Source organism: Streptomyces albipurpureus (assembly GCF_023701525.1).
GTDB classification, from domain to species: Bacteria; Actinomycetota; Actinomycetes; order Streptomycetales; family Streptomycetaceae; genus Streptomyces; species Streptomyces albipurpureus.
The window spans coordinates 89,895-102,320 of the sequence record NZ_JAMQAW010000003.1 but is presented as its reverse complement, the minus strand read 5'-3'; the positions used below and the strand labels follow the sequence as shown (position 1 = coordinate 102,320).

The 12,426-nt window shown below is 66.9% G+C and carries 11 protein-coding genes; 5 read left to right on the top strand and 6 right to left on the bottom strand.

Going from position 1 to position 12,426, the window contains the following annotated elements:
* Nucleotides 1-3 precede the first annotated feature (3 nt).
* The 3 genes from NBG84_RS03860 to NBG84_RS03850 all read left to right on the top strand — a co-directional run bounded on the left by NBG84_RS03860 (nt 4) and on the right by NBG84_RS03850 (nt 3,437).
* Nucleotides 4-903 (top strand): hypothetical protein, encoded by a 900-nt coding sequence (locus NBG84_RS03860; protein WP_250917817.1) that lies wholly within the window; start codon nt 4-6, stop codon nt 901-903.
* A gap of 397 nt (nt 904-1,300) precedes the next feature.
* Entirely contained in the window at nt 1,301-2,242 is a 942-nt protein-coding gene (locus tag NBG84_RS03855) for an amidohydrolase family protein (protein WP_250917816.1), read from the top strand.
* A gap of 73 nt (nt 2,243-2,315) precedes the next feature.
* The gene (locus NBG84_RS03850; protein ID WP_285366351.1) at nt 2,316-3,437 is read left to right on the top strand and encodes an ROK family transcriptional regulator; all 1,122 of its coding nucleotides are present in this window, start codon (nt 2,316-2,318) and stop codon (nt 3,435-3,437) included.
* A 604-nt stretch (nt 3,438-4,041) separates the two neighbouring features.
* Here NBG84_RS03850 and NBG84_RS03845 read toward each other — a convergent pair.
* The 4 genes from NBG84_RS03845 to NBG84_RS03830 form a co-directional block, all read right to left on the bottom strand.
* A complete protein-coding gene (locus tag NBG84_RS03845; protein ID WP_250917814.1) occupies nt 4,042-4,308 on the bottom strand; it encodes an nSTAND1 domain-containing NTPase in 267 nt (88 codons plus the stop codon).
* A gap of 735 nt (nt 4,309-5,043) precedes the next feature.
* Nucleotides 5,044-5,832, bottom strand: coding sequence for a hypothetical protein (locus tag NBG84_RS03840; protein WP_250917813.1), 789 nt, complete (start codon nt 5,830-5,832; stop codon nt 5,044-5,046).
* Nucleotides 5,829-6,818 carry an ABC transporter ATP-binding protein gene (locus NBG84_RS03835; protein WP_250917812.1) on the bottom strand — a complete coding sequence of 330 codons (990 nt, stop codon included), beginning with the start codon at nt 6,816-6,818 and terminating at the stop codon, nt 5,829-5,831. Before NBG84_RS03835 ends, NBG84_RS03840 begins: the two co-directional genes overlap by 4 nt.
* A gap of 4 nt (nt 6,819-6,822) precedes the next feature.
* On the bottom strand, nt 6,823-7,305 hold the full coding sequence (locus tag NBG84_RS03830) for a DUF2269 family protein (RefSeq protein ID WP_250917811.1): 483 nt from the start codon (nt 7,303-7,305) through the stop codon (nt 6,823-6,825).
* Between the two features lie 236 nt (nt 7,306-7,541).
* Between NBG84_RS03830 and NBG84_RS03825 the strand changes: the two genes are divergently transcribed.
* Complete coding sequence (locus NBG84_RS03825; protein ID WP_250917810.1) at nt 7,542-8,009, top strand: MarR family winged helix-turn-helix transcriptional regulator; 468 nt, start codon at nt 7,542-7,544, stop codon at nt 8,007-8,009.
* Nucleotides 8,010-8,553: 544 nt separating this feature from the next.
* Here the strand turns inward: NBG84_RS03825 and NBG84_RS03820 are convergent.
* On the bottom strand, nt 8,554-9,486 hold the full coding sequence (locus tag NBG84_RS03820; protein ID WP_250917958.1) for a heme o synthase: 933 nt from the start codon (nt 9,484-9,486) through the stop codon (nt 8,554-8,556).
* Between the two features lie 887 nt (nt 9,487-10,373).
* On the opposite strand from NBG84_RS03820, the gene NBG84_RS03815 reads away from it, so the two are divergent.
* Nucleotides 10,374-11,882, top strand: coding sequence for a cytochrome ubiquinol oxidase subunit I (locus NBG84_RS03815; RefSeq protein WP_250917809.1), 1,509 nt, complete (start codon nt 10,374-10,376; stop codon nt 11,880-11,882).
* Nucleotides 11,883-12,243: 361 nt separating this feature from the next.
* Here the strand turns inward: NBG84_RS03815 and NBG84_RS03810 are convergent, their stop codons facing one another.
* Entirely contained in the window at nt 12,244-12,393 is a 150-nt protein-coding gene (locus tag NBG84_RS03810) for a hypothetical protein (RefSeq protein ID WP_250917808.1), read from the bottom strand.
* Nucleotides 12,394-12,426: the final 33 nt, after the last annotated feature.

The following is a 12,426-nucleotide window of genomic DNA, read 5'->3' as shown; positions in this document are numbered from 1 at the left end:
ACCATGAACAGCTCGATCGTGGATGACGGTGAACTGAGCGAAGCCGTCCCACGCAACGTCAACCCGACAGGGGACGACCGCCTCATGGACAGAGAGCCAGCGAGGGCTGCGCCCACGTCGGTTCCAGAACCTGAGTACGAACCGGACGGGTGCACCGACGCCCAACGCGGCCTCTTCATAGGATTCGCCCACGGCCACGGCGCCGCAGCCCGCCACCTCGTAGTACCCGGGAAACCGGGAAGCCCGCCAAGAGCACTGATGGACGAGGATCCGTCCGTCCCGGTCGCGGCACACCGTGACGGCGATGCGGTGCAACCAACCACGGCGGACAGCCTCGCTGCGGCGTACCCCACCCAGCACCTGGTCTTGCTCGTCAACCTGCTCGATCAACTCCTCCACAAGCCAACGGTCTCAGGCCCCTGTGACATTGAAGCTCGGAGTGTGCCTCTCCACCAGTGTTCGCCCCGGCAGTACGCCATAGGCCGATCAGGCGTAGGGGTTTCTCTTCCTGAGGTGTCAAGGGGTATACCGAAGACGCTCTATCCCGATACTGGCCAGGAGGTCGAATCCATGTCTGATCCGAAGAATGATGATTCGATCGAACCCGTGGCGTCCGGTTCCCCCCGCGTAGCCTCGGAATTTGCGGCCTACGCATATCATCTCTCCGAGAAACAGGGATTTTTCACGAGCCGACTGAGCGCACCTGGCGTGGACAGATTCAGCGAAGTAGTGGGATCCATTGCCGAGATCGACGCGCAGGAAAGACCCCTGTTGGGGGAAGCAGTCATGGCCCTTCACAACGTGGTGCCACAGGACAATGACCTTGTGATCGTGCGTGGCGAGGTCTCATCGCCCACCGCTCTGAGGGTCAGGGCGCAACTCGTCGCCAGAAATCGGAGCTGAGCTCCGGACAGGCACTGCATCGGGATATGAAACGCGGACGGATTCCGCTTGAGAGCTGGCCCGGCCGCGTCGAACAGCATGGGTAAAGGGCCTCGCGAGCGCCGACCAGCTCTGGGGCACCATCGGCGCCGAGCCTGGCAGCAACCCATCCCGGGCCGCGGAAGAACTCTCACAGTTGTGTTTTGGCGGTCCTGCAAAAGGGCCGCCGGCCTCCGGGACCGGCAAGGCCGGCGGACCCTGACCCCGGGCGGTGGCCAGGCCGACCCCGGTTACGCGGCCTGGCAGGGAAACCGCAGGTCCATCACCCGGATGGCGGCGTGCGGGTGGTCGTGCGAGCCTGGGGAGGTCAGCAAGGGGGGCGGCCCTCGACGGGCCGGTCAACCCGTGGGAGGCGCTCATGCGCATCGATGTTCACGCCCATGTGTGGACCGACGACTACCTCGACCTCGCCCGCGACTACGGTAAGTCGGACACCGACACCCAGCGCGGCCTGGGAGCCGGACTCAGCCCGGCGGACATCGAGGCCCGGTTCGCCCTGATGGACTCGGCCGGGGTCACCCACCAAGTGCTGTCCGCCGCACCGCAGTCCCCCCACTTCACCGACGCCGACCACGCCCTGCACGCCGCACGGTTCGTCAACGACCAGTACGCCGAGACCGCACGCAGATGGCCGGAGCGCTTCCTGGCCTTCGCCTCGCTCCCCCTCCCCCACATCGACCTCGCGCTCAAGGAACTGACCCGCGCACTCGACGAACTGGGCATGGCCGGCGCCTGCGTCACCACCTCCGTCCTCGGCCGCACGCTCGCCGACCCCACCTTCACCCCCCTCTACGAGGAACTCGACCGGCGCGGGACCCTCCTCTACATCCACCCCGCCGGGCTGGGCGCCGGGACCCCGCTGATTTCCGAGCACCACCTGACCTGGTCCATCGGCGCCCCCATCGAGGACACCATCGCCATCATGCAACTCATCCTCGCGGGCATCCCCAGCCGCTACCCGAGGATGAGGATCCTCGCCTCCCACCTCGGCGGCGCGCTGCCCATGCTCCTCCAGCGCGCCGACAACCAGGTCCCCTGGGAGGCCCCCGATACCCCGGAGAAGCCCTCCACCGCAGCCAGGCGCCTGTGGTACGACACCGTGGGCCACGGACACGTGCCCGCGCTGCGCGCAGCCGCCGCGACCTTCGGCGCCGACCGCCTCGTCCTCGGCACGGACTTCCCCTACGAAGCCGGAGACCTCTACCGCACCGCCGTCTCCTACATCGAACACGCCGACCTCCCCTCCGGCCAGACCCGCCAGATCCTCGACACGAACGCCCCCACCCTGCTGAACCTCTAAAAGGCAAGCCACCACCCTCGGAACCTCCGTCTACGGGCCGGGTTCGCATGAGCTCCGGGCCCGACGACGCAACCTGCGGCGCCTCGTGCGGGCTGTCCGCGAACGTCCCGGGTCGTCCCAGACGCAGCTCATCGAAGCCACGGGTCTCGCGGCCGGCGCCGTGAGCGCGCTGGTGAACGCACTCGTCGGCGCAGGTGTGCTGGCCGAGGAGTTCGAACGGACCGGCCGTGGGCGTCCGCGCCGCAACCTGCGCCTCGATGACAGGTTCGCCGACCTCGTCGGGATCCAGATCACCCGAAGTGGGATGAGAGCCAGGGCCACGACGCTCGCCGGTCGTGTTCTGGCCGACACCCGGCGCCTGCCCACCGCCCCGTGGACCGTGGGGCAGGCCGCACCGGGTCTGGCGGAGGTGGCCGCCGAGGTGACCGCCGGCCTACGCCGGCCAAAAGCGTCGCCGACGGTCGTCGTCTCGTTTCCCGGGGTCGTCGAGACCGGCGGCCTGAGCTCGTCGGAACTCGACTGGCTCAACGAACCACGGAGCACGTTCCTCGCCGACCTGCGCGCTGCCGGATTCCCCCGTGCGACGATCCGGAACGACGGTGAACTAGCGACCCTGGCCGAGTGGCGCGGCGGTGCCGCGCAAGGGGACGACAATGCCGTCGTCATCCTGCTCGGCCGGGGTCTCGGCGGGAGCGCCGTGGTCGACGGCAGGCTCCTGCGCGGCCATGGAAGCCCGCTCGGCTTCGGGCACGTCCCCATCGACCCCGACGGCCCCCTGTGCGCATGCGGACAGCACGGCTGTCTTGAGGTGTTCGCCTCGTTGCAGTCGTTCGCCACGCAGCTTGACGACGGTTCACAATTGGCCGCCAAGCCGTCGGCGGACTACGCCGCGGAGCTTGAACGCCGCGCTGCAGCCGGGGACGACGGCGTTCTCACGGTCCTCACGTCGGCACAACAGCGGCTGCACCAGTTCGGCCGGCTCGTCGCCGCCCTCTTCTCACCGGAAGTGGTGATCCTCAGCGGTCAAGCGGCGATACTCGCGCCGTATCTGCTGGACGGACCGGTCGGAACCGCCAGGGTTCCCTTCGTGCGCGGCGGCCTCGACGCCGACGCGCCGCTCACAGGCGCCGTACTCGCGGCCCAGGAGGACTGGATCGCGGACCCGCTCGCGCCAGTACGCCAGGAAGACATCTGATCCGACATACAGCCCGCTGCCGTCGGAGCGGTGGAGTTGCGGGGACTGCGTCGAGGGCGCGACGGCAGTCCAGCGAGGCGGACGGCACGGTACAACCCCCCTTTCCTCATGAGCAGTTGTTCGAGCCGGATGGTCAGGGGCGGGACGGCCAGGCTGCGGGCTCAGCCGGGCGGCAGGCGCTGTTCGTGTGCTGGGCATACCGTCGATCGAGGGGGTGAAGAGATCCTCCTCGTTTTGTCCGCGCCCTCCGCGAAGCGCCAGACAGGCTTCCGATAGATCGGTCTACGCGGTAGGCGACACCCAGACGTAGGGCGACTTTGCGGGTCCGAGGTGCCCAGGGCAGCGGCGATACGGCGGGCCTCGGCCTCGTTGCGCTGCGATGTCGATACCGTGCTCTGCCGCCAGGCGAGAGGACCACCCCCACAGCGACGACCAGAAGCACGGCGAGTAGTGAGGTCAACGCCAGCAGGCGCCGCGCGGTGTCCTGCACCGTCCACTCCTCCTCCCGCGCGGTGGTCATACCAGCTGCGAGGAAGGCGCGTTCGGTGACGGTGAGGTCCTTGGAGGCTGCGAAGTTCTCCCTGGCAAGCGCCAGCCGCGTCCCTCAGTAGAGAGCGCCGGGGTCGCGCCCCAACTCCTCCCAGGATTGTGAGGCTTCGGTGAGGGGACGGTGATGGTGGATCCGTTCACCGTCCCTGTCGACCCAGCCGTGAAACCGAGGCCAGGCAGAGATCAGCGCCTCATGGGGCGAGCTCGATCTCATCCCGTCCGCGGTGAGTAGCCGGGCGGTGACGAGCCGCTCCAAGGTGATGTCGGCGTCGGGTGAGAACTCCAACTCGGCCCGGGGCACACGGCGGCGGGTGCCGGGCACCCCGGCACCCCCATTACCCTTTTGGTTGCCCCGCAATGGGGCGCCCGGCCTCCGGAGTTGGCATGACTTTCTCCCCCTGCCGATCGCATGTCTTGGGGGGTGGTGTCACCGGCTCCGGAGGCATCGACAGACCGCTGATTAGGGGTCAAGAGTCGAGTTCAGGGCTTGGGCAGGGTGCAGCCTTGGCGCTGGAGGTCCACGACGTTGCCGAATCCGATGCATGCGGCGATCTCCGCGGTCTGTGTGTGGCGTATCCGCGCCCCCGGTGGAGTGTGGTGCCCTGCGGGTGCGAGTCCACCTCGCACGGGATGCCTAGTTCGCCCTCTTTCCCGCCACGATTGCTGGTGCTGTTCACCGCAAGGTGCTCCCGGGTCTTGGCATTGACGCTGGCGAGCCGGAGCTACCTGGCTGAGTGTTGCATTCCTTCACGTACCGGATCGCCTCGAACTTGTACTCGCGCTGGATGTCCGCGTACGTGGAGTCCAGCTGAGCCAGCATGATGTCGGTGGATGGGCGCAGGTCGGACACGTCGTAGCCGACCCGGACGACGCTGCCCTCGCGTCCAATTCCATGAATTGGACGGCTATCCGAGTGAGGCCGACGGTTGCGCCCGGACGGATTGACCGGTGCGACAGGCGTGAAGTCAGACCACATGGTGTAGCTGGTGTTGCGTTCACGCACCCTGGCGGCGTCGGTCGGGGAGGCTGAAAGGATGTCGTCATGGGTGTGTGGCGCCTATTCAGTGATGTCGCGCCGGACGAAGACGGCTGAGGAGGCCGTGGCGACGAGCGCGATGATCAGCACGGTGCCGGTCACCGCGTAGGTGAGAGAGATGTCGGACGTTCCCCCGAGGCAGACCGCGTTCAGCACCTGCACGGGCAGGAACGGTTTGGCCACGGGGGCAAGCGAGGCGATTGTGACGTCGACGAGTGCGAGTACCAGGCCCACACCGATCGCCGCGATGGCGGATCGCAGCAGCATCGCCAGTGCGGTGCCGAGGGCTGTGTAGCCGAGCAGGGCCAGGATCATCCGTCCGGTAGAGGACGCTGCGGCGGTCACTGCCGCGCTGCTGGTCCATTCCTGGGTCGGTACGTGGTAGAAGTTCGCGGCGGCGAAAGCGGTGGCCAGGACTACGGCACTGGCGGCCACGACGAGGATGGCGACGAACGAGGCCAGCGCCAGGGCGGTGCCGCCCAGCCAGACCAAGCGACGGGGCTGGCGGACCAGTTGGGTGCGCAGTGTGCCGGTGGCGTAGTCGGCGGCGATGACGGCGGCGCCGATGCTGAGGGCGACGGTTCCGAGGACTTCGACCATGCGGTCGATGAGTTCGCCGGGCATTCCGGGGGCGCCCATGTCGGCGAGGAAGAGTGGCGGACCGTTCAGGCGGGATCCGCCGGGGAGGTTGGCTGTGAAGAATGTGCCGAGGGTCATCATCACCGCGAACAGGCTGGCCGCGACCGCTGCGGCGGTAACCACCGCGGGGCGGCGTAGCTTGATCCAGGTCGCTCTGAAGACGCCGGTCACGAGGGCCTGCTTCCGGTGGTGACGGTCGGGAGGGGGTGAGCGGTCGCGGCTCCCGGCGGGGCGTCCTGTGCGGCCGTGAGGTTGAAGAACGCCTCTTCCAGGCTGATCTGGTGGAGTTTCAGTTCGGCCAGCGTGATACCGGCGTGCATCGCTGCGGCGTTGCAGATCGCGGCGGCCTCGCCGGGTGCGGAGAAGTGCAGCCATCCGGCCTCTTCCGTACTGGTGTGGCCCAGTGCGGCGACGAGTTCGGCCAGGGCGGGGAGGTCGGCCGGGTCGTCGGGGCGGAGTTGGATTCGCGAGGCGCCCGGGGTGCCGCCGGTCAGCGATTCAGGGCTGCCCTCGAAGACCACCGCTCCTTGGTGCAGGGCGACAAGATGGTCGCAGAGCTGCTCCACCTCGGTGAGTAGATGGCTGGAGATGAAGCAGGTGATGCCGTCGTCGGCCAGTCTGCGCAGGAGGGTCCGCAGGTCGGCGGTGCCCTGGGGGTCCAGGCCGTTGGCGGGTTCGTCGAGGATGAGCAGTGCGGGCCGGGGCAGTAGAGCCGCCGCGATGCCAAGGCGCTGGCGCATGCCGAGGGAGTACTTGCCGACTCGGTCGTCGGCGCGGTCGGCGAGTCCGGTCTCTGCCAGGACCTCACCGATCCGGTCGGTGGGAATGTCGCCCAGGCGCGCGTGGATGAGGAGGTTCCGTCGGCCGGAGAGTCCGTCGTAGAAGGTGGGGCCTTCGACGAGGGCCCCGACGGAGGGTAGATATCCGACGCGGTCGCGGAGGTCGTGGCCGAGGATGTCGGCTGTGCCTTCGGTGGGTGCGATCAGCCCGAGCAGCATGCGGATGGTGGTGGTCTTGCCGGCGCCGTTGTGCCCGACGAATCCGGTGATGCTTCCGGCGGGAACGGTGAAGGACAGCGGGCCGACGCGTTGCCCGCTCCCGTAGTCCTTGCAGAGCTCGCGGACATGCACCGCAGGGGTCGTTTCCAGGGTGTTCATGGGTTCACACCCCTGTGGTCGAGCCGGGACGCGTGATCATCAGGACCACGACGACTGCCCAGGTCAGTGCGAAGAATCCGGAGGTCATACCCAGCCGGGCCACCACACGCGTCATCGCGGACAGCGACGGCGCCTCCTTGTCCAGTGCGTCCACGACTGCCTTCTGCTGCGGGATGATCACAAAGGCGAGCAGGCCGGCCGCCAGTGCGGTCAGGATCATGGAGATCGCCAGCCACGGAGACGAGAGCACCCCCATCTGGGCGCCGGTGGCCATGCCGAACACAGGAACGGACAGCCCGAGCACGGCGTAGACACGGCTGATCCGGTGCAGCAGGCCGACGGCGGCCCGGGCCCGTTCGCCCTCGTTCTTGTCGCTGCTGGCCAGAGCGGCGCGCGCGTAGCGGGGGAACATACCGGAAGCGACCGTGACCGGGCCGATGAACACGATCGAGGCCAGCACGTGGATCGACAGCAGCAGGGCAGTCATCGCCGCACCAGCCTCTGCTGCGGGGTCGCCGTCGGGGGCGACACAGGTATCGGGTGTTCGGCACACAGTCCGCTTTCGGCGGCACTGCGAGGTGTCCGGCCGGATCCGACTTCTTCCGTGCGAGGGCGCACCGATTCCTCCATGAGCAACTTAAAGGCAAACTATTAGCTGGACTATAACCTAAGCTTTTCCTCAAGTTCCGAGCAGTCCCGGTTACCGCAGAAGGGGATCAGTAAGTGGGAGAGGAAGAGGCGAGCTCACTGTCGCTGGCGTCATCGCCTGTGATGCACGCGATCGCCGCGGGCCGAAAGCTGCAGCGGGTTCTGGAAGGTGAGATGGCCGAACTCGGGCTGGCTCTGCGCCACCTCAGCGCCCTGGGACATCTGGCGCATCGCTCGGATCTCTCCTACAGCGACCTCGCCCGACGCTCGGGCATCACAACGCCGAGCATGCTCGCCACCGTTCGAGCCCTGGAGACACTCGGTGCCGTACACCGCACCGAGTCCGACCAGGGACGCCCGGCGCGCCTGGAGATCACCAGCACCGGCCGGGAACTGCTCGACAAGGTGAGGGTCATGGTCGCGCGCCTGGACCGGGAGCTCACCGGAGACCTCAGTGACAGCCAACTCGAATCACTGACGTCGGTACTGCTGGCCGCGGCGACACTGCCGATCCACCCGGACGAGCAGCCGCCTCGAAGGTGAGCCTGCCGCCGGCGGCAGGAAGGGGGCCGTCAGGCAGTGACGGCAAGGCGCTCGCGGCAGATGCCGCGAGGTGGGAGATCGTACTGAACTCCTCCTCCTTCTGAACGTTGGCCGTGTATCGGTCGAGTGGAGATCCGGACCATCGTCACCATCATGAACGGCCTGGGGACGGAGTTGGCTCGGATCCGGCACCCGGTCCTGCGTGTCCGCTCGACCTGGCGGACACGGATCCGCCCAACCCAACCCATCCACTCTCGCAGGGATCAGGTGCCTGACCTGCCGCCCCGCAGGCACGCCCACGCCGTCCGCGATGGCCCACCGGCCGGGCATGGCGCCGAAGAGCAACGTCCAACCCGCACCTGCCACTACCAACGACCAGGCCACGGCCCATCGCCGAGGTGAAGGCCGTTGCAGCCCCGGCGCCTTGACGCGCCGCGTGTCGACTTGACGGGACAGTTGCCGGCCTCACCGTCAGATCAGGCGGGTCACTCCCCCTCCAGGAGCCGAGCGCGCCGACCGGGACCATACCCACTGGAGTGGCCGATCACTGCAGGAGACTGTCGACGGCAACGACCACGAACAGCAGGGTCAGGTAGGTGATCGACCAGTGGAACAGCCGCATCTCCCTGAGGTCGGCGCCCGCGAGTCCGGCCTTGGCACGTGCGTACAGGCCGTGCGCTTCCCTGAGCCAGACCGCACCGAGCAGCGCCGCTGCGATGGGGTAGAGCCAGGTGGTGGGCGCGACCGGCCAGAACAGCAAGGAGACGGCGACCATGGCCCAGGAGTAGACGACGATCTGACGGGCCACAGCCAGGTCGCCCTCGGTGACCGGCAGCATCGGCACGCCGGCCTTCCGGTAGTCCTCGCGCACCTTCATCGACAGCGGCCAGTAGTGCGGCGGCGTCCAGAAGAAGACCACGAGGAAGAGAACCAGCGCCGACCACGAGAGCGAGTTGGTCACTGCGGCCCAGCCGACGAGGACCGGCACGCACCCGGCGAGGCCGCCCCAGACGATGTTCTGCGCCGTGCGCCGCTTCAGACCCAGCGTGTAGACAAAGACGTAGAAGAGCAGGCCCATGAGGGCCAGGGCCGCGGACAGCGTGTTGACCAGCAGGCCGAGCCAGACCGTCGACCCCACCGCCAGCGTGATGCCGAAGACCAGTGCCTCACGCGGCGAAACCATGCCGGTCACGATCGGCCGGCCCGCGGTGCGGGACATCACGGCATCGATGTCCCGGTCGATGTACATGTTCAGCGCGTTCGCACCGCCCGCGGAGAAGTAGCCTCCGGCGACGACATAGACAACCAGCAGCACATCAGGAACGCCCCGCTGTGCGGCGAACATCACCGGAATGGTGCTCAGCAGGAGCAGTTCGATGATCCGAGGCTTCGTCAGCGCGACGAACGCCCCGACGCGAGCCGCAAGCCGAGGCTGCCCGAAGACCACCCCGGCCGCTTCGGCGGGATGAGACTTCAGAGGGGCGGCCAGAACCGGCCCTCCGACCGGCTCTCCCGACTGATCGTTCACGATGACCTCCAAGATCAAAAAACCGCCCGGGCGGAACGAGCCATTGACGGACTATAAGTCCGACTATTTCACAGGCTTCAACACGCACCCGAGGCGGCCCAGAAGAGGGTTATAGTCTGACTTGCAGTTCAGCTAACACTGAGGTTGCGCAGGTCACGATGCTGCGATCTTGGAGGTCACCATGGCAGAGCGGCCAGCAGAGCCGGTCGAAGAACCAGGGGCGCCCCCATGGCCCCACGCGCCACACCCGAAGACCACCAGAGACAGACGTCCGCCCGGCACGGAAGAGCACGGCCAACCCCGAAGCGGCCGGGGTCCCCGATCGACGCCATCGCGCACTTCGGGGACTCGCGCAGGGCAGCGGCACCGAGGGCGCCGGGGACACCTTCTCCCCCACCCGCGAGAAAGCGAAAACCCCGTGATCCTCCGCGGACTCAGGCGACCTTGCGGAGCCCGTTACCGGGATCACCACGGGATCGTCACCGCCGGAGATCGCCCACGCGTCAACGCAGCCCGTCACGAGACAGGCTGACGGTCCATCCGCTGCGTCTCGTACGCGGGGCTCGATCTCGCGGCACGCTCCCGGATGAGGCGAAGCACTCGGCACGCCGCGCGGCGCCACTCCGAGCCCTAAGCCCGCGGGCGAAATGGGGAGCCCCCGTACCCGCCGCACTGCGTTGATGGGCATGCGAGGGCTTCCGGCGTGAACCCTCGTGTGGCCCCGACCGCACGCTTGTGAATGTGAGCACGTTCACAATGAATGTCTTTTTCTATACACCCCGGACTGAACAGGTAAGGCGTCGCTGCAATACGGGCGCGGAAGGAGAGAAGAAGATATGGAACTCGCTCTGGCACCGGAAACCCTGGCGCGATGGCAGTTCGGCATCACCACCGTCTATCACTATTTCTTCGTCCCCTTGACGATCTCGCTCGCCGCGCTCACGGCGGGGCTGCAGACCGCGTGGGTACGGTCGGAGAATCCGAAGTACCTCAAGGCTACGAAGTTCTGGGGCAAACTATTTCTTATCAATATTGCGATGGGAGTGGTCACCGGTATCGTCCAGGAGTTCCAGTTCGGCATGAACTGGTCCGACTACTCGCGCTTTGTTGGCGACGTGTTCGGTATCCCGCTGGCTTTTGAAGCACTGATCGCGTTCTTCTTCGAGTCCACCTTCATCGGGCTGTGGATCTTCGGCTGGGACAAGCTGCCGAAGAAGATCCACCTCGCGTGCATCTGGATGGTCTCGATCGGCACGATCCTCTCCGCGTTCTTCATCTTGTCGGCCAACTCCTGGATGCAGCACCCGGTCGGCTTCCGGATCAACAAGGAACGTGGACGGGCGGAGCTCACCGACCTCTGGGCCGTACTCACCGGGGAGACCGCGCTCACTCAGTTCTTCCACACCCTCGCGGCGGCCTTCCTGGTGGGCGGCGCCTTCATGGTAGGCATCGCGGCCTTCCACCTCTGCCGTAAGAAGCACGTCCCGGTGATGCGGACATCACTGCGGCTCGGGCTGGTCACCGTCGTGGTCGCGGGACTGCTCACCGCCGTGAGCGGGGACATGCTGGGCAAGGTCATGTTCAAGCAGCAGCCGATGAAGATGGCGGCCGCCGAAGCGCTCTGGGACGGGCAGGCATCCGCGCCGTTCTCCCTGTTCGCGTACGGAGACGTCGAAAAGGGGCACAACAAGGTCGTTATAGAGATACCGGCGGTGCTCTCGTTCCTCGCCAACGGAGACCTCGGCTCATACGTGCCTGGCATCAATGACACCAACAAGGCCGAGCAAGAGAAGTACGGCCCTGGTGACTACCGGCCCAATATCCCCCTCGCCTACTGGAGTTTCCGCTTGATGATCGGCTTCGGTATGGCGTCCTTCGTCCTCGGCCTGGCCGGACTCTGGCTGACTCGCCGGAAGTTGCTGCTGTCGCCTTCCCTCCGGACCGGCGAGGGAGAAGTGCCCAAACTGGCGCTCTTCCCCAATACGACGCTCGGCCCCAAGTCCGCCAGGTGGTACTGGATCACCGCTCTCTGGACGATGCTCTTCCCGATGATCGGCAACTCCTGGGGGTGGATCTTCACCGAGACGGGACGCCAGCCGTGGGTGGCGTACGGAGTGCTGCGGACATCAGGTGCGGTCTCCCCCAGCGTCTCTCAGGGGGAGGTACTCACCTCGATGGCTGTCTTCACTGTGCTCTACGCGGTCCTCGCGGTCGTCGAGGTCAGGCTGATGGTGAAGTACGTCAAGGCTGGACCCGCCGAGCTGACGGACGACGACCTCAACCCGCCCGAAAAGATCGGCGGCGACCACGCGGACGCCGACCGGCCGATGGCCTTCTCGTACTGAGAGGAGATTCCGACCCCCGGCGAGGTCCCAATGCCTGCGGACGGGAGCCGCCGGCCCAGCCGACTGGGGAACCGCTGCCGTACCGGTGAGTGCCCAGGTCGGCTCCACGAGAGAACCCACTTCTCGATGCGGCGGCCAAGCAGGTCGGGCTGCTGCTGAGCACGGCGATCCTGCTCGACGTCACCGCCACGCTCTCCCTGCGGACGGGCATGGACCAACGTCGATCGATCGTCGTAGCGGCCGACCGGCGACAGCAGGTACACAGTCCTCGATGCGCCATCAAGCCCATGCCCCATTGCCAGGTCTTCTGCCTGCCCCGCTCTCCGCGACGGATCACATCCACCAGGCGGCCTCCTTCTCATCAATCGCGAGGATCGTCAGGGGAGGCACCGACATTCGGCACAAGGGCGAAAAGAGGTGCGAGGCGCTCGCTCTTCAGGTAGTAGGTGAAGAAGGTGGTGAAGCCGCCCAAGGTGCCGAACAGCCGCCGCGCCAGAGCACAGGAAGTCAACTTCGAGGTGCTGCCCTGTCCCCATGCGGTTCC